At 54.2% G+C, this 17,577-nt stretch carries 12 protein-coding genes; 5 read left to right on the forward strand and 7 right to left on the reverse strand.

Going from position 1 to position 17,577, the window contains the following annotated elements; all coding sequences use genetic code 11:
- Positions 1-153 precede the first annotated feature (153 nt).
- Positions 154-330 carry a hypothetical protein gene (locus tag BMY01_RS17755; protein WP_175463229.1) on the reverse strand — a complete coding sequence of 59 codons (177 nt, stop codon included), beginning with the start codon at positions 328-330 and terminating at the stop codon, positions 154-156.
- 239 nt (positions 331-569) lie between these two features.
- Between BMY01_RS17755 and BMY01_RS08315 the strand changes: the two genes are divergently transcribed.
- The 4 genes from BMY01_RS08315 to BMY01_RS08330 all read left to right on the forward strand — a co-directional run bounded on the left by BMY01_RS08315 (position 570) and on the right by BMY01_RS08330 (position 4,758).
- Positions 570-1,769 carry an acetyltransferase domain-containing protein gene (locus BMY01_RS08315; protein WP_074746136.1) on the forward strand — a complete coding sequence of 400 codons (1,200 nt, stop codon included), beginning with the start codon at positions 570-572 and terminating at the stop codon, positions 1,767-1,769.
- A 138-nt stretch (positions 1,770-1,907) separates the two neighbouring features.
- The gene (locus BMY01_RS08320) at positions 1,908-2,174 is read left to right on the forward strand and encodes a hypothetical protein (RefSeq protein WP_254772676.1); all 267 of its coding nucleotides are present in this window, start codon (positions 1,908-1,910) and stop codon (positions 2,172-2,174) included.
- A gap of 119 nt (positions 2,175-2,293) precedes the next feature.
- The gene (gene nhaA / locus BMY01_RS08325; RefSeq protein ID WP_074746140.1) at positions 2,294-4,168 is read left to right on the forward strand and encodes a Na+/H+ antiporter NhaA; all 1,875 of its coding nucleotides are present in this window, start codon (positions 2,294-2,296) and stop codon (positions 4,166-4,168) included.
- 161 nt (positions 4,169-4,329) lie between these two features.
- Positions 4,330-4,758 (forward strand): OsmC family protein, encoded by a 429-nt coding sequence (locus BMY01_RS08330; protein WP_074746142.1) that lies wholly within the window; start codon positions 4,330-4,332, stop codon positions 4,756-4,758.
- Positions 4,759-5,033: 275 nt separating this feature from the next.
- On the opposite strand, the gene bamC is transcribed toward BMY01_RS08330, so the two are convergent.
- The 4 genes from bamC to BMY01_RS08350 all read right to left on the reverse strand — a co-directional run bounded on the left by bamC (position 5,034) and on the right by BMY01_RS08350 (position 11,582).
- Entirely contained in the window at positions 5,034-6,158 is a 1,125-nt protein-coding gene (gene bamC, locus BMY01_RS08335; protein ID WP_074746144.1) for an outer membrane protein assembly factor BamC, read from the reverse strand.
- A gap of 56 nt (positions 6,159-6,214) precedes the next feature.
- Complete coding sequence (gene dapA / locus BMY01_RS08340) at positions 6,215-7,117, reverse strand: 4-hydroxy-tetrahydrodipicolinate synthase (RefSeq protein WP_074746146.1); 903 nt, start codon at positions 7,115-7,117, stop codon at positions 6,215-6,217.
- Between the two features lie 234 nt (positions 7,118-7,351).
- Entirely contained in the window at positions 7,352-9,961 is a 2,610-nt protein-coding gene (clpB, locus tag BMY01_RS08345) for an ATP-dependent chaperone ClpB (RefSeq protein WP_074746148.1), read from the reverse strand.
- A gap of 139 nt (positions 9,962-10,100) precedes the next feature.
- A complete protein-coding gene (locus BMY01_RS08350; protein WP_074746150.1) occupies positions 10,101-11,582 on the reverse strand; it encodes an FMN-binding glutamate synthase family protein in 1,482 nt (493 codons plus the stop codon).
- A 59-nt stretch (positions 11,583-11,641) separates the two neighbouring features.
- Here BMY01_RS08350 and nadC point away from each other — a divergent pair, with 59 nt between their 5' ends.
- A complete protein-coding gene (nadC, locus tag BMY01_RS08355; protein ID WP_074746152.1) occupies positions 11,642-12,511 on the forward strand; it encodes a carboxylating nicotinate-nucleotide diphosphorylase in 870 nt (289 codons plus the stop codon).
- A 102-nt stretch (positions 12,512-12,613) separates the two neighbouring features.
- On the opposite strand, the gene BMY01_RS08360 is transcribed toward nadC, so the two are convergent.
- Both BMY01_RS08360 and putA read right to left on the reverse strand, forming a co-directional pair.
- Entirely contained in the window at positions 12,614-13,744 is a 1,131-nt protein-coding gene (locus BMY01_RS08360) for an acyltransferase family protein (RefSeq protein ID WP_081353850.1), read from the reverse strand.
- Positions 13,745-13,916: 172 nt separating this feature from the next.
- Positions 13,917-17,570: a trifunctional transcriptional regulator/proline dehydrogenase/L-glutamate gamma-semialdehyde dehydrogenase gene (gene putA / locus BMY01_RS08365; protein ID WP_074746154.1), complete on the reverse strand. Its 3,654-nt coding sequence runs from the start codon at positions 17,568-17,570 to the stop codon at positions 13,917-13,919.
- Positions 17,571-17,577: the final 7 nt, after the last annotated feature.

Genomic DNA, 17,577 nt, shown 5'->3' on the forward strand with positions numbered 1-17,577 from the left:
GAATTTGGAGGAGGGAATCATCCACTGCTTTTTATATAGAATAAAGACCATTTTTTGGATAACATTGATCTATAAATGGAGCAATTAGTACCAACTGGTCGGTTTTCCCCGGCATTTCCTGAACCGAGGAATTGATATTTCCGTAATTTTTGATCAGCAGCCCGTCTGCCATGCGGAATAGCAGCCGTACCGGGGCATTTTCGATGGAATTGTCATAACATATGCCCGGTCGGCCAATCTTGCCGCAACTCGACAGTTGGCGAGCGAGCGCGTGTAGCGGGCAATGATCTTGCGAATAGCCACATCATGGCCGCCTTCCACTACGCGCAACGCAACCCTGATATAGACGGGCGTGCTTTGAACGTCACTGAATACCGGCTTCCGCCGGTATGACTTTTGTACTGCTTGCTCGCCGAATTAATAGCACGGGACAACTCGCTCCAATAAAGCTTGAGGTCCGGCGTGAATTACTTTATAAAACCCGGAGTTGACTCTGTCCGCAAGCAAGAAGGTGGATATTCCTACAGATAATCCACATTCAGGAATCGGGAAAAGACTCCGGCAAATCCATGCAGAGCTCGCGTTCATCTGTAAATTCCACTACGAGTGCCCCCTACATAACGTCCATCGACCTCATGCGCGGGCTAGTGATGGTGCTCATGGCGCTTGACCATGTGCGCGGATTTTTCACCGATGCGGACTTCAGCTCCACTGATCTTGCACGCACCACTCCTGCCATTTTCCTGACGCGCTGGATCACCCACCTGTGCGCACCGGTATTTGTCTTTCTGGCGGGCACGAGCGCCTATCTGTCTGCATCGCGGGGCATGCAGCGCTCACAACTGGCGAAACGATTATTCCTGCGGGGGTTGTGGCTGGTATTTCTTGAGCTGACGGTTGTGCGTTTTGCCTGGTTCTTCAATCTGGATTACAGCTTGATGGACCTGCAGGTGATCTGGGCGTTGGGCTGGTCCATGATTGTTCTCGCGGCACTCGTCTATCTGCCGCTATGGGCGATCGCCGGCTTTGGCATCGGTATGATCCTGAATCACAATCTGCTCGACGGCATACGGCTTGAGGATTTTCAGGCAGCGGGCGGTTCGCTCACCTGGAAAGGGTGGCTGCTGAGCGTGCTCCATATCCCCCATTTCCCGGTGGTGTACCCCCTCATCCCCTGGATCGGGGTAATGGCCGCAGGTTATGCATTTGGTCCTCTTATGCTGCTGGCATCGAGGACAAGAATAAAGGTAGTGCTTGAATGCGGCGCTATTCTTGTCGCAGGCTTCCTCATTCTCCGAGCCCTGAATATCTATGGCGATCCGGAACCATGGGTTTTGCAGGAAACCCGGGTGTTTACACTACTTTCCTTCCTGAATACGACAAAATATCCGCCCTCATTACTCTATCTGCTGATGACGCTCGGACTCATGTTCCTGCTGATATCTGCATTTGAATGGTGGCATGAGGCACATGGGCCGCATGGCATCGCAGGACGTTTTCTGATTACCTTTGGGCGCGTGCCCCTGTTTTTCTATCTCATTCATCTGTATTTTATTCACGGGCTCGCCCTGTTCATTGCGTTTGCAATGGGAGCGAATATTCGCTCCTTCCTGACCTCTTCCTGGGAATTCCCACCCTGGTGGGGATTCAGCCTTCCAGTTGTTTACCTGGTATGGGTAGTAGTCACTACAGCACTCTATCCTATCTGCCGACGGTTCGCGGCATTGAAGTCCCGCCATCGGGGCAGCTGGTGGACGCCTTATATCTAAATCTGATGGGTAAATTCCGGGGAGGCGGGAAACAGGTCATGTTGCACGCCAAATGTTCCTGTATGTGCGCTATCCAACGAAAAAGAATTGTTCCTTTTGCTAGGCTTCGGGTTTCAGAAAATGACAGGAGTTGCTGTAATGGGTGACGATCTTTTTCAATTCCCGATCACGGGATGGGAAATAAAAACAGAACCTGTCGATGGATCACTCTCGGTCCGGTTTCCATTTTTATCCCACGAGCAGCAAAAGCTTGCCGAGGCAGATCCCGGCAGACCCTACGTGATGCAAGCTGAACAGGCTCGGGAGCTTCGAGACGCATTGTCGAGAGCAATCGAACGCCTTGAGGACCAAGAGCTTGCAACCCCCATGTTGGCGGAAACATACAAGCGGTTTCTCATCTATTAAGCGAAACGCAGCGTTCGCTTCTCAGTCCCAATTCACCACGCGGGATAGATAGCAAAAAGCAGGAACCCCCGGCGCCATTGCCAGGAGTGAGCGAATATATTTGATGCGCTCGATCTCTGATGAATCCTGAACTGCCACCAAATCACCTCGATAAACCGGTCGACGATGCGTATGACCATACGTTGGGACCGGCTGATGCCGAAATTACCCTGGTCGAATACGGTAGTTACGCAGATGCGCCCTCACGCTCGGCACACGAGCGCGTTGCCGAGTTGCGAAGCCGGTTTGGCAACCGGATGCGTTATGTATTTCGCCATCGCCCGTTGGCAGGAAGCAAAATTGCGCGCCGTGCAGCTGAGCTGGTGGAATCACACAACGATCCCGCTCGATTCTGGGATCTGCATGTCGCCCTGATGAGCCGCTCTGACAAGTTGAACGCAGACGATCTGTGCACCATTATTTCTGATTTGAAGCTGGATGGGAATAAAGAAGCTGGCCAGGAAGAAACAGCAGCAAGAGCAAGAGATCGCGTAGAAGCGGATATAGCCAGCGCAAACGCGAGCGGGGTCATCGTCACGCCGACATTCTTCATCAACGGCCGTCGTTACGATGGCCCTTGGGATGTGCGCTCACTCTCTGAAGCAATGCTTGGCTCGCTTGGCCACGTTGTGCATGCTGCCGCACTGGATTTTGCCAAATGGGCGCCTTCGACCGGGATCATGCTGTTGCTTGCGACCGGGCTCGCAGTTGTTCTGAGCAACTCCGCGCTTGGCCCGGATTTCAATGAAATGTGGGAGCAGCACCTCGGGATTACGTTCCAGCATAGCGCTTTTGAGCTTTCATTGCGTCATTGGATAAATGACGGATTACTGGTGATCTTTTTCCTGGTTGTCGGCCTCGAAATCAAGCGCGAGTTCACCGTGGGACATCTTGCAGAGCGTCAATCCGCAATGTTGCCAATCGCCGCAGCGACTGGAGGTATGGCTGTCCCCGCCTTGCTTTACCTGATTCTGGTGCCGTCAGGACCGCCAATGGCTCCGGGATCGGAGGGGGCTGATGGTGCATGGTCATATGGGTGGGGTATCCCGATGGCAACGGATACGGCGTTTGCAATTGCGCTGATCGCCATGATGGGGAAACGCGTTCCTGTTGAGCTACGTGTCTTTCTTACCGCGGCTGCCATTGTCGATGATATTGGAGCAATCATTGTCGTTGCAATTTTTTATTCAGGTGAACTGCATATCGGTTATCTGGGCAGCGCGGCCGCGATTGCGGGCTTACTGGCGCTGCTCAATAAGGGCGGCGTGTATCGAGCATCTCCGTATGTGATTCTCGGAATCGTCCTGTGGGTCTGCGTTTATGCAAGCGGGATACATGCCACCCTGGCAGGCATCATTCTCGCGTTGTTCATTCCTACACGCCCGCCGCCTAATCTTCGCGCACTCATGCTGCAAGCGGACGCCATTCTGACCGCCGAAACCCGGCGCGGGAGGGAGGTCATGCATTACGGCCCTTCCGAACCTGCACTGGAGGCACTGGATGCCATTCATGACCGTTTGGAATCTCCCGCTGATCGCATGCTCCGGCATCTGGCGCCAAGATCGAGCTTTCTGGTATTGCCGGTGTTTGCGTTCGCGAACGCAGGAGTGGTTGTAGAGACTAGCGTATTCAGCGAGCACGTACCGTTAATGCTCGGCACCGCCACAGCCTTGGTTATCGGCAAACCCCTCGGATTTGTCACTGCCACCGTAACGGCTGTTCAACTGGGCTTTGCCACCAAACCAGATGCCTACTCCTGGCGACAGCTTGGAGGAGCGGGAGCGCTTGCCGGAATCGGTTTTACCATGTCGCTTTTCATAGCCAGCCAGGCCTTCCCCGAGGTAAGCGATTATGCGGCCGCCAAAATCGCAATTTTCGGTGGATCGATCCTCTCGGCAGTCCTCGGCGTCGCCATACTCTGGAATGCACAGGCAGAAGAAGAAAAAAATCCATGAGTGTGAATAAAAACGGTTCAGGCCGAAATAGCAAGGGGATGCACTGGAAGCGAAGCGAAGGTAAAAATGAAGCGGATGGTAGAACCATTTTCTGAAACACTCGTTGATAATCAAGCTATACGGCAGAAGTAAACGATAACTTTTCCATATGAGGAGGGAATATGAGTACAAAGAAGGCGTGGGCAGTTTGGAAAGGTGGAATCAAGGACGGAGGCGGGACGATTTCCACCGAAACAGGTGTACTGAGCGAAGCACCTTATGGTTTCAAATCGAGATTTGAAAATGGCAAGGGCACCAATCCGGAAGAACTCATCGGTGCCGCGCACGCAGGCTGCTTTTCGATGGCGCTCTCCCTGATGCTTGGAGAAGCTGGCTTGACGCCGGAGAAAATCGAGACGCACGCTGCCGTCACGCTCGACAAAGTTGGAGAAGGTTTCGAGATTACCACTATCCACCTTGACGTTGCCGCCAAAATACCGGGAGCAGATCAGGCGAAATTCGAAGAGATTGCCAACAAGGCAAAGGAAGGCTGCCCCGTATCCAAACTATTCAAGGCAAAAATAACAATGGAAGCAAGACTGGAAACGTAGTTATTGTCCGATAACGCGAGCGGAGCGTCATTCGCCGACATATTACACGGCGGATAATTCGGATTTATCCGGAACTTGCCTGATAGCTGGAAGAAAGCATATCACCTTCGCTCCGAGATACCTGGCGGCAGTACCAATGGCAGCACCGATAGAACCGCTGGATCATTGGAGCGAAGCACAATGCCTCAGCGTATGAAAAGCTCGCTGCAACGCGACTGGATCGGATCACATCGGCGCGGACGTACAGCCATGTGGGCAATAGCAACCGAAGGTGATTACTTCAACTGCTCATACAGCAGCTTCAATATGCGCTTTGCGTCACTGGAATCTTCCGCCACGCCATCCTTGTTCAACACGGTGACGTCGGTATTGGTCCCCGCTTCGCTTAGCTGGATGCGGTATTGATCCGGTTTATCGCTATCCTCGTCCCGCCAGAATGCAAGCTTCGAAAGCAAACCGGTTCCTGCGCCGCTTTCTGCATCCGGATTTACATAGCGTACAAAGTAAATACCCTGGGAGCGATTTCGGTCTTCGACGGTGAATCCGATACGATCCAATGCCAATCCGACGCGTCGCCACGATCGGTCAAATGCTTCGGTTACGGTCAGTATCCCGCCTTTTTCACTATTGAGGCGCGCCCGCTCTTGAACGCCTGTGCTCGCCACTGCGCTTCTGGCGCGCTCCTCCGTCACGCCAAAGCGCATCATCAGGCGGGAAAGCATCTCCGCTTCCAGGTCAGGATCAGAGGGACGAGGCTGCCATACAGTACGTACGTTAGCGCCCTCGATCACTTCATCCATGCCGCGATGGCTGATATAGATCTCCGTAGTGCCATTTTCACCGCGCTCCAGGCGCGTGCGAAACTTGTCACGCTCCCCCGTTGAATACAGGCTGTCCAGAAGCTTGCCGAGCGTATTCCGAAGAATATCCTCGGGAATTTTGGCGCGATTTTCCGCCCAGTCCGTTTCCATCACGCCGGCTTCCGGCATTTCGATCTTGATGAGAAAGCCCAGTTCCTGCCAGAAATCCCTGACGATCGGCCATATTTCCTCCGGTTCGCCATTTACAACGAGCCAGCGCTGCGTGCCCGAACGTTCCATCCGTACCCCGGCCTCATCCATCGAGGGCAGGATGGAGGTTCCTCCGGTGGTGATACCTGCCGTCTTGCTGCGCTCCTTGTTGTAAGCGGAAAAAGTCGCAACCCCGGTGGGACTGATATCCGGAACATGATAACGCTCATCCGAACCCGGCGCGGTCAGATCAGGTGGAATTTCCAGAGGTGGAAGTTTGCCCGCCGATTTATAATTGATCTTTTTAGCTTCCGGCAAAATCTCCGAGAAAACACTGCATCCTGCAACAGCCGCTGCCAGGCACAGCACGGCCATTATCTGCGATCTCATGTGTAACACTTGATTCCTGAAAATCCTGCTCCCGGCTCTCGAATTCGGGCAGTCATTTAAACAGATATCGCCAAATCGATTCCTGCCTCGCTCATCGCTTCCCTGACAGTCTGATGATATCGATTTGACAACGGTGTGAGTGGCAACCGCAGTCCCTCGCCTATCAATCCCATTTGCGCAACAGCCCATTTCACAGGAATAGGATTGGCCTCTATGAATAAATCCAGATGCAATCTCAAAAGCTTTCTGTTTGCAGCGCGGGCAGCAGCCAGGTCACCGGCAAATGCCGCAGTGCACATCTCATGCATGAGCTTCGGCGCCACGTTGGCGGTGACGGAAATAACGCCATGCCCGCCGAGCAACAATAAAGCCAGGGCACTGGCATCATCGCCGCTATAGATTGCAAAATCTTCGGGAGCACGGCACAACAGATCGAATCCGCGACCGATATCACCCGTTGCATCCTTGATTCCGACAATGTTGGGAATTTGCGCAAGACGAAGGACCGTATCGTTGGCGATATCTGCCACGGTCCTGCCGGGCACGTTGTATAGTATCTGCGGGATATCCACAGCCTCCGCCACCGCTCTGAAATGCTGGTATAAACCCTCCTGCGTGGGCTTGTTGTAATACGGCACAACTGACAGGCTTGCATCCGCTCCCGCATTCTTCGCATAGATGGAAAGGTCAATTGCTTCGCGCGTGGAATTGGCTCCGGTTCCCGCAATTACCGGTACCCGTCCTGCCGCCTGCTCCACTGCGGTTTTGATCAGCAGATGGTGCTCTTCGAAATCCACGGTCGGTGATTCGCCGGTGGTTCCTACCACCACGATACCGTCGGTCCCTTCCGTCACATGAAAGTCGATCAAGGATTGGAAGCGCTCCAGATTCAGTTCGCCATTTTCATGCATCGGTGTGACAATGGCGACCAGACTGCCTTTTATTGCGACGTTATCCATGACGCGACTCGAAAAAAACTCCTATTTTACCTGAATCCGGCACCCGCAAAATATATTCGCGACGGTACAGGTCGCGTTGTCAGACAGCGCCAGGAGGAGCGGGTTCCCGACACCTTGGATGAATCCGATGAGAGTGGGGACGATGGCTCTGTAAAGCTGCTCCCTTCCCTCTCCCACAGGCCAAACAGGCGGGAGAGGACCGGGGAGAGAGTCCTTGGCTTCCGGGAAACCTCCTCAAGCGGGTACGGATTCCCTTGCCTTCGAGAAGTTGATCACGCCATTTTTCGAATCGACTGTGATGGTATCCTTCGCAGCGAAGTGACCTTCGAGAATTTCCTTTGCCAAGGGGTTCTCGATCTGACCCTGGATCGCGCGCTTGAGAGGCCGGGCACCGAACACCGGATCGAATCCCGCCTGGGCTACTTCTGCAAGTGCAGCATCCGTCACCTTAAGATGCATCTCAAGTTTTGCCAGGCGCCTTTCCAGTTGCTGCAGCTGTATCCGCGCGATGGATTTGATATGCCTCTCATCCAGCGCATGGAACACTACCACCTCGTCAATCCGGTTGATGAACTCCGGGCGAAAATATGCCTTCACCTCGCCCATGACCGCCAGCTTGATGACCTGGTAATCATCTCCTGCCATCTGCTGGATCATTTGCGAACCGAGGTTTGAAGTCATGACGATAACCGTGTTCTTGAAGTCCACCGTGCGCCCCTGTCCGTCTGTCATGCGGCCATCATCCAGCACCTGCAACAAGACGTTGAATACATCGGGATGCGCCTTCTCCACTTCATCCAGCAGAATGACCGCGTAGGGTTTGCGTCGTACGGCTTCCGTCAGGTAACCGCCCTCCTCGTAGCCCACATACCCCGGTGGAGCGCCAATAAGCCGCGCAACCGAATGTTTTTCCATAAACTCCGACATGTCGATGCGGATCATGTGCTCTTCCGAATCGAACAGAAATCCTGCCAGCGCCCTGCATAACTCGGTCTTACCGACCCCTGTCGGCCCCAGGAACAGAAAAGAGCCATAAGGGCGATTCGGATCAGCCAGACCTGCGCGCGAACGACGAATGGCATCCGACACCAGTCGTACCGCTTCATCCTGCCCCACCACGCGCTCGTGCAGCTTCTCCTCCATGTGCAGGAGTTTCTCCCGTTCACCCTGCATCATCTTGGAAACAGGGATGCCGGTAGCGCGCGAAACCACTTCTGCGATTTCTTCCGCCCCAACCTGAGTTCGAAGCAGCTTCGGCTTGTTTTGCTCCACGGTCTCCTTCTCAGCCTGCCGATCCTGCACCTGGAGTTGCGCCTCCAGTTGCGGAAGGCGCCCATATTGCAACTCTGAAACTTTCTGCCAATCTCCTTTGCGCGTCGCCGCCTCGATTTCGAGCTTGACCTTTTCCATCTCTTCCTTGATATGCTGCGTACCCTGCACCTGGGATTTTTCGGCTTTCCAGATTTCTTCCAGGTCGGCGTATTCGCGCTCGAGTTTGGCTATCTCATCTTGCAGTAATGCAAGACGTTTCTGCGACGCTTCATCCTTTTCCTTCTTCACCGCCTCGCGCTCGATCTTGAGCTGTATCAGACGACGGTCGAGCCTGTCCATTGCCTCCGGCTTGGAATCGATTTCCATCCGGATGCGTGCCGCGGCTTCATCGATCAGATCGATGGCCTTATCGGGCAGAAAGCGGTCGGTGATATAACGATGCGACAGTTCGGCCGCTGCAACAATGGCGGGGTCGGTTATATCCACGCCATGATGCAGCTCGTATCTTTCCTGCAAGCCGCGCAGGATGGCGATGGTGGCCTCGACCGTCGGTTCTTCGACGAACACTTTCTGGAAACGCCGCTCCAGCGCTGCATCTTTTTCGATGTATTTGCGGTATTCGTCCAGGGTGGTGGCACCCACGCAATGCAATTCCCCACGTGCCAGCGCGGGTTTGAGCATGTTGCCCGCATCGATCGCGCCCTCTGCCTTGCCCGCCCCTACCATGGTATGAAGCTCGTCTATGAAGACAATAACGCTGCCCCCGGCCTGTGCGATCTCCTTGAGAACAGACTTGAGGCGCTCCTCGAATTCGCCCCGGTATTTAGCTCCCGCGAGTAGCGCGGCCATATCCAGCGAAAGTACTTTCTTGTCCTTGAGGGTTTCCGGCACTTCGCCATTGACGATGCGCTGAGCCAAACCCTCGACAATGGCAGTCTTGCCCACACCCGGTTCGCCGATCAGCACGGGATTGTTCTTGGTACGGCGTTGCAATACCTGAACAGTACGCCGAATTTCATCATCGCGCCCGATAACTGGATCAAGCTTTCCCGCGCGCGCGCGTTCCGTCAGATCGAGCGTGTATTTTTTCAATGCTTCCCGACTGGCTTCGGCTTCAGGATTGCTGACATTCTCGCCACCGCGCACCTCGTTGATCGCTTGTTCGAGCGCATTGCGATTGGCCCCATTCTGCCTCAGCAGATTGCCGGTCTCGCCTTTGTCCTGAAGTGCCGCCACCAGGAACATTTCCGACGCAATGAATTGGTCACCCCGTTTTTGCGCCTCCTTGTCGGCCAGATTGAGCAGATTACCCAGATCGCGCGAGACGTTGATCTCTCCACCTGTACCCTCTACTTTAGGAAGGCGTTCGATCGATTTTTTCAGTGCCTCGCGCAGGGGCGGCACATTCGCACCTGCGCGCTGCAACAACGAAACCGTGCCGGCATCTTGCTGCTGCAAGAGTGCAAGCAGTAAATGCTGCGGTTCAATATAAGGGTTGTCCTGACCCACAGCAATGCTCTGCGCGTCGGACAACGCCTGCTGGAATTTTGTGGTTAATTTGTCGAAACGCATGAGAAGCCCTTTATGGGTAGTGAATGATTCTTATATATATGGGATACGGTAGAATTTTCAAGATATTCCTCACGCGTCCAAATCCTCCGGCGAGAGGGAGGATGCAATAAGCAAAGCCATTGCTGTATCGCATCCCATGTCAAAGCGAAGGTATTTCCGGATAAGGATACAAAATGTTGAGAGCCACGCTTTTGCCCGCCGTTTCCACGATGCGCACATGCTCGCGCTTCAATTGGCGGGCGTGGCGCAAGCCGCAGGAGTAGGCAATCATATCGATTTCCCTGTTCATGTTTTTGGCATAATTGGCAACGCGCAGGTATTTCTCCTGCACCACCAGACCCCGCTGCAAACGCCGATTATGGGTGGTGATACCAGTGGGACAGGTATTCGTGTGACATCGCATGGCCTGGATACAGCCGAGTGAAAACATGAAGCCGCGCGCGGTGTTGACAAAGTCCGCACCCGCACACAGCGCCCACGCTGCCCGTGCCGCTGTCACCAGCTTACCTGCTGCAACCACACGTATGCGGTCTCTCAAGCCGGATTCCAGTAACGCATCCACCACCCGTGGTAACGCTTCCGCAATAGGCAGGCTCATATGATCAAGCAGAGTCTGGGGCGCAGCCCCGCTGCCCCCTTCGCCACCATCAATGGTGAGAAAATCCGGCGCGTATTCGGAACCCCGGCGATTCACTGCGTCGCACAGTTCGTTAATAAAGTGCCATCCGCCGATGGCAGCCTTGACACCCACGGGTCGCCCGGTGAGATCGCGGATATGAGCGATCTTGTCGAGCAGTTCATCCACATTCCCGATATCGCGATGACGATTAGGGCTGATTGAATCACGATGAGCAGGAATACCGCGGATAGCTGAGATTTCATTGGTTACCTTGGTTCCGGGAAGCAATCCTCCCTTACCCGGCTTCGCGCCCTGAGAGAGTTTTATTTCGAATGCCTTGACCACCTTCGCAAGTTCCTTTGCCCGCTCCGGTGAAAAATTACCTTCCTGGTCGCGAATGCCATACTTTGCAGTACCGATTTGCATGACAATATCGCCACCCCCTTCAAGATGATAAGGTGAGAGCCCGCCTTCCCCCGTGTTCAGCCAGCATCCCGCCTCCGCCGCTCCAAGCGACAATGCGCGTACTGCGGGTGCCGAGATCGCGCCGTAACTCATTCCACTGATATTGATAATGGATTTCGCGTGGAAAGGATGCTCGCAATAGTCCTCGCCAATCACCAGTGGCGGAGTGGGCAGCCGGTCGCTCTCCAATACGGGGAAAGCGACATTGACGAAAAAAATAGAGCCTGGCTCCCGCAGATCATTGGTCGAGCCGAAACCGACGATACCGCCCTCATTCTTTGCATTCCTGTACACCCATGAGCGGGTAGCGCGATTAAAGGGCATTTCGCCCCGATCACTGGAAAAGAAGTATTGCCGGAAATACTCTCCCTGTTTCTCCAGGAAAAATCGCAGGCGCCCGATTACTGGATAGTTACGCAGGATGGAATGCTTCTTCTGGGTGACATCCTGAATGAACCAGAATACGACTATCCCTATCACGATCAGGCCGACAATCGTGCCGAAACCGTATGAGATTACTTTCACTGCATCAGACATGATGCCTCCGTATCACATTCAGCTAAAATACTCCATTCGTTCCGGTGAACATAATAAAAATGTTTTACGATCATTTCACGTATCTGGAAACCGAAATCAAGAATAATGTCAGCCAGGCGCTGCTCGAAGATGTGGGTGCGGGTGATCTCACCGCCAGCCTTGTTCCTTGTGACGAAACTGCGACTGCTACTGTGATCAGTCGTACAGAGGCTGTGATGTGTGGAAGCCGCTGGTTTGACGAGTGTTTTCGGCAATTGGAACCGCAAGTCGAAGTGCGCTGGCAGGCGCGGGACGGCGAAACAGTCGGCGCCGGACAGAAACTTTGCGAAGTGAAGGGTACTGCCAGGGCACTGCTGACAGGTGAACGGACAGCTCTCAACTTTCTGCAACTGCTCTCGGCTGTCGCTACCCAGACCCGGTGTTACGTGAATGCAATATCCGGGACGGGTGCAGTCATTGTCGACACCCGCAAGACCTTGCCCGGATTACGGCTGGCACAAAAATATGCGGTTAAATGCGGCGGGGGAACAAACCACCGGATCGGTTTATATGATGGGATTCTGATCAAGGAAAACCATATCATGGCTGCCGGCGGTATTGAACCTGCACTGCGTGCAGCGAGGAAAATTGCCGCCCGGGGAATATTCATTCAGATCGAAGTGGAAACACTTCAAGACCTTCGTATCGCTTTGGATGCCGGAGCAACGCTGATTCTGCTGGATAACTTCGATCTGGAAGAACTGAGGGAAGCAGTAGTATTGAACGCGCGACTAACCAATAAAGGCGCAGCGCTGGAAGCCTCCGGTGGAATCACGCTCGATAATGTCCGTGCAGTAGCCAAAACCGGTGTGGACCGTATCTCCATTGGCGGCCTTACCAAGGATATAAAGGCCATAGACTTGTCGATGCGGTTTTCTTCCCGTACCTGACATGGCTCCCAACAAGTGCAGTCGGGCGAGTATGTCAACCAGCGCATGTATAGCGAAAATAGCGGGAGTGGTGTTGCTCCTCTTTCGCTACTTCCGCTCTTCTTAGACTGTAGATCGGCTGGTGCCTGACCGTGGCTCGCTACGACTGGCGTCTTTTGTGGGTAATAGCAATCTTGCCAGGAACCGCTGACGCTTAGCCACCTTCCATAAGATCAAAGACACTGTGATGCTCCAAGTGAGACTCACAATGCTATTTAGATACACATAAGGGCTGATGTAGTGCAGCGCGTCAAATGCCCGTGTTTGCAGGAAGTCATGAAAGATCAGGATAAAAAGCGTGCCTGAACCCAGATATGCGAGCGGTTTTCTGAAGGATGGAAAATTTTGCAGTAACGAAGCGATACTGAATGTTATATATATTCCTGTCGCCGCCTCCATGGTCGATACAACCGCACTATCGTATACCCTTTCATTAAGATCAATGGTGTCATCAAAACAAAAGTGCAGAGCAACAAACACCCCAGCAGATATAAATAAGCCGGGCAGGCTGAATTTCATCGATTTCGCAGGCTCGGCGAGCAGATACCCGAAGATAATGAAGGAAGATGTTATCGGAATAAGATCGGCTCCCCAGGGAAGTCCCAGGAATCGTCCTGGTCCCATAACGCTTGCGGCTATTGCCGTAGGGTGATGATAGTCATCGATAGAACCTATGCCAACCCCTAAGAGCATGAGGGCAACTGACACTATCCATACCTTGTTGTTCGTGTAGGCTTCAATCGCCCTCAAAATGATCAGGGACGCGATCAACGAGATAAAAAGATGCGGTAAAAACCACATAGCAATCCACTCGATCGTATCGCCGGTACCATAAAGCAAGCCTATAAAATAACTGGTGGCGCTCATGCCAGCTTCGCCGCTCCCACCCAGTACGGCTCCCAGCATCTTGAGTACGCCCAGGGCTGTCAGGACAACGAAATAGGGTTTCAGTAGCGAGCTTGTCCTTCCTATTGCGAAACGCAGGATTCCGTCCGGTGCTCTCAAGAATATTCCTGCCAGAAAGAAAAACAAAGGTATGTGAAATGAGAAAATAACTGTGTGGAGTTCGTTTTTCTCATGGGTTGACAGCCAATTATGTCCGAGTACGACAAAAAATATGCCGATTCCTTTTGCCACGTCGATTGTGCTATTGCGGGTCGTCATAACAAATAGCCGGTCTGGAATAATATGCATCGAAATAGTTCCGGCAGGCGGGGTAATGCATTGCGCCTGAATCGTTGTTGCTTTTAGATAAGAATTGCGGGAACAGGTTCGAGATTGAAATACACGTCAGCAATTGTTGAAAACTTTAGCGTTGAACATGGAGTTCGCGTGGCGGGCGCTTGAAGTTTCAAAATTAATAGCCTCACCCATTGAAATCAAGTCCCATCAGGGCAGGATTGCCGCCAGCAGCAGTGGTATTCACGCTAACCACCCGCTCAGCCGTCAAACGGTATAAAGGGAAATCGGTGCCGGAGGCAGTAATGAATGCGACTAGAGCGCCTTCGCGTCCCGCCAGCTCGTTTCGGAGCCGGTACGCCTCATCTTCAGAGTCTGAATAGAGCACCGCAGAAACGGGTGCGTGGATCCAGTCCCGCTCGACGCGCAGTCGATCCCGCACCTGGCGCGGCAGTTTATCCAGTAACGCGTGCAAAGGCGGGTTGTCAGCCAAGATAATCTGGTTGCCGGTTGCCAGCGCCGCCGCCATCTGCTCAAGCAATGCATCTTCGTCTACGGCAATACAAGCTACCGCCCCCCGTGGGGCGAATCTTAATGTATTGCTCTCGCCTGTCGGTCCCGGTAACGGAATGCTGAATGCGAGTGGTGTGCGCTTTGCATAATCCTCGCACAACGAGGCGAGTACGTCCCGTCCGGCTTGCCGGGCCCAATCGGCAAGAGCTTGCAGCTCAGCAGGCGCATTATTGACCTGCAGGCCGCCGTTATCCGCCAGCAAGAGGGGCGTCTGAGGTATCAGCCGATGCAGGTAGAGCGGTCCCCCGGCCTTGGGCCCGGTACCCGATTTGCCCTCCCCGCCAAAGGGTTGCACGCCAACCACGGCTCCGATCATATTGCGATTGACATAGATGTTGCCGGCATGCACACGCTTGGTAATGAAATCGATGGTCTCATCGACCCGACTGTGAATGCCATGCGTCAGACCGTAGCCAGTCGCATTGATCTGGCCAACAAGCTCGTCCAGCCGTTCGCGGGCAAAGCGCACGACATGCAGCACCGGCCCGAACACCTCACGCTCTAGCTCATCTATATGATCAATCTCGATCAAGGTGGGTGCAACAAAAGTGCCGTTTGCGCAAACCGACGGTAGCGCCGCTTGGAACACGGTATGACCTGCGGCGCGCATTTTTTCGATATGATCGAGCAGCGCGTGCTGCGCATCTGCATCAATTACCGGACCGACATCGGTAGCGAGCCGCCGGGGATCCCCCACCGTGAGTTCCACCATTGCGCCTCTCAGAACCTCCAGCACCTGTTCGGCGATATCTTCCTGCAAGCACAATACCCGCAGCGCCGAGCAACGCTGTCCCGCGCTATCGAACGCCGACGTCAGCGCATCCTGCACCACCTGCTCGATACGAGCGGATGAATCGACGATCATCGCATTCTGACCTCCGGTCTCGGCGAGGAAGAGGATATCACCTTTCTGCGAACGGAGAGCGAGTGTACGACAAATGAGTTGTGCGACTTCGGTAGAGCCAGTGAAAATAACTCCACGCACACGGACATCTTTGACAAGCTGCTCTCCAACCCTCTCGCCCCGTCCGGGCAAAAGCTGCAACGCTGGCCGTGGAATGCCAGCCTCGTGCAGCAGCCTGACGGCAACGGCGGCAATCAAGGGCGTCTGCTCGGCTGGCTTCGCGAGTACGGGATTGCCGGCAGCAAGCGCGGCACTTACCTGACCAACGAATATTGCCAGCGGAAAATTCCAGGGGCTGATACAAACTACGGGTCCGAGCGCTGAAGACCGACTCGTATTGGACCAGTCGCGTATCTGTTGCCCGTAATAACGGCAAAAATCAACCGCTTCACGTACTTCCGCGACCGCATTCGGTAACGACTTGCCGGCTTCGCGTACCGCAAGTTCCATCAGTTCCGTACGGTGCTCTTCCAGTGCATCCGCTGCCCGTTCAAGCATCGCGGCTTTGGCTTCATTCGATACACTTTGCCATTCGGGCACGAACGCTTGCGCGACAGCGATCGCCACTTCGACATCATGCTCGGTCGCCTCTATCACCATGCCGACGGAATCATTGCGATCAGCCGGATTGAGAACCCGTGAACCTGCACTTCCGGCATTCCCACCCTCTGCCAGCACAGGCTCAGCCCGCCATTCACGCCTTTCCATTCCAGCCAACTCAGCAGCCAATGTAGCCAGCGCCTGCTCGTCGCTGAAATCAAAGCCCACAGAATTCCTGCGCTTGTGGCCGTACAAATCGCCGGGTAAGGGAATCGCCGGATGAGGATGCACCCCCTCCTGTTCGATCTGGCTGATCGGATCCGCAACCAGCTCTTCTACACTGATATCGTCGTCGAGAATGCGGTTGACGAATGACGAATTCGCGCCATTTTCAAGCAGGCGGCGCACGAGGTAAGCAAGCAGCGTCTCATAGCTGCCTACGGGCGCATAGATGCGGCAGGACTTTGTGAGCTGATCCTCCTCCAGGAGTTCGACCTGGTCGTACAGCGTCTCGCCCATCCCATGCAGGTACTGGAACTCGTAATCTTCGATACCCGCATCCTGTGCTATTTGGCATACGGCTGATAATGTGTGTGCATTATGGGTGGCGAATTGGGGAAAGACCGCCTCCGGGGCGCGAAGAAGCTTCTGCGCGCAAACCATATAACATATGTCGGTGTGAATCTTGCGCGTATAAACAGGATAGCCATCCAGCCCCTCTACCTGTGCACGCTTGATTTCCGCATCCCAGTATGCGCCCTTCACAAGCCGAACCATGATGCGATGACCGCTCCGGCGCGCAAGATCGATGAGCCAATCGACAATGAACGAACATCGCTTCTGATAGGCCTGGACGACAAAGCCGATGCCATCCCAACCCGCAAGATCCGGGTCGAACACGAGCGCTTCCAGGAGATCGAGCGAGAGATCGAGTCGATCGGCTTCCTCCGCATCCATGTTGAAGCCCATGTCATAGTGCCTGGCAAGCAGCAGCAGTGATTTAAGACGTGGCAACAGCTCAGTCATCACACGCTCGCGCTGGGAGCGCACATAGCGGGGATGCAGCGCGGAGAGCTTTACTGAAATTCCTGGTCCCTTGTAAATACCACTCTTAATACCACTCTTGCCAAGAGATTTGCCGATAGCATGGATGGCCGAGGTGTAGGAAGCCCAGTAGCGCTGGGCGTCCGCCTCGGTTATTGCCGCCTCCCCCAGCATATCGTATGAATAACGATATCCCCGCATCTCGCGCTCCCGGCTACGCTCCAGCGCTTCCTCGATGGTTTCGCCAATCACGAACTGGTGGCCCAGCATACGCATTGCCAGATCCATTCCTTTTCGAATCAGCGGCTCGCCCCCCTTTTCCATCAATCCGGATAACGCAGCTGACAATCCATCTTCTCCGTGGGTCGAAACCAGCTTGCGAGAGATCAGAAGGCCCCAGGCCGCCGCATTTACGAAAAGCGAAGGGCTGTGTCCTACATGCGCGCGCCAATCACCCTTGCTGATCTTGTCCCGTATGAGGCGATCGGCAGTTTCCCGATCCGGGATGCGCAACAGCGCCTCGGCCAGGCACATCAGAGCTATACCCTCTTGACTCGACAGGGAAAATTCGTGCATCAACGCATCCACGCCTCCCCTATGGCCGTATTTGCCTCGTATCGAAGTCACCAGCTTACGGGCAAGTTCCTCAGCTCGGGCACGACTGCGTGGCGCCCAATCGACCTGCCTCAATAAACCATTCACGCTGTCAGTCTCGTTGTGCCGATACGCGTGGGTAATTGCAGAGCGCAAGAAGCGAGGACAGATGGCCGTTTTTCCCACGTTTTTC

It is taken from the genome of Nitrosospira multiformis (assembly GCF_900110185.1).
Classification (GTDB): Bacteria; Pseudomonadota; Gammaproteobacteria; order Burkholderiales; family Nitrosomonadaceae; genus Nitrosospira; species Nitrosospira multiformis_A.

Excerpts from the sequence above, each read along its gene's own strand:
- BMY01_RS08315 (WP_074746136.1), top strand. The coding sequence starts at position 570 with ATGCAGAGCTCGCGTTCATCTGTAAATTCCACTACGAGTGCCCCCTAC.
- BMY01_RS08320 (WP_254772676.1), top strand. The coding sequence starts at position 1,908 with ATGGGTGACGATCTTTTTCAATTCCCGATCACGGGATGGGAAATAAAA.
- nhaA (WP_074746140.1), top strand. The coding sequence starts at position 2,294 with ATGAATCCTGAACTGCCACCAAATCACCTCGATAAACCGGTCGACGAT.
- BMY01_RS08330 (WP_074746142.1), top strand. The coding sequence starts at position 4,330 with ATGAGTACAAAGAAGGCGTGGGCAGTTTGGAAAGGTGGAATCAAGGAC.
- bamC (WP_074746144.1), bottom strand. The coding sequence starts at position 6,158 with ATGAGATCGCAGATAATGGCCGTGCTGTGCCTGGCAGCGGCTGTTGCA.
- dapA (WP_074746146.1), bottom strand. The coding sequence starts at position 7,117 with ATGGATAACGTCGCAATAAAAGGCAGTCTGGTCGCCATTGTCACACCG.
- clpB (WP_074746148.1), bottom strand. The coding sequence starts at position 9,961 with ATGCGTTTCGACAAATTAACCACAAAATTCCAGCAGGCGTTGTCCGAC.
- BMY01_RS08350 (WP_074746150.1), bottom strand. The coding sequence starts at position 11,582 with ATGTCTGATGCAGTGAAAGTAATCTCATACGGTTTCGGCACGATTGTC.
- nadC (WP_074746152.1), top strand. The coding sequence starts at position 11,642 with ATGTTTTACGATCATTTCACGTATCTGGAAACCGAAATCAAGAATAAT.
- BMY01_RS08360 (WP_081353850.1), bottom strand. The coding sequence starts at position 13,744 with ATGCATATTATTCCAGACCGGCTATTTGTTATGACGACCCGCAATAGC.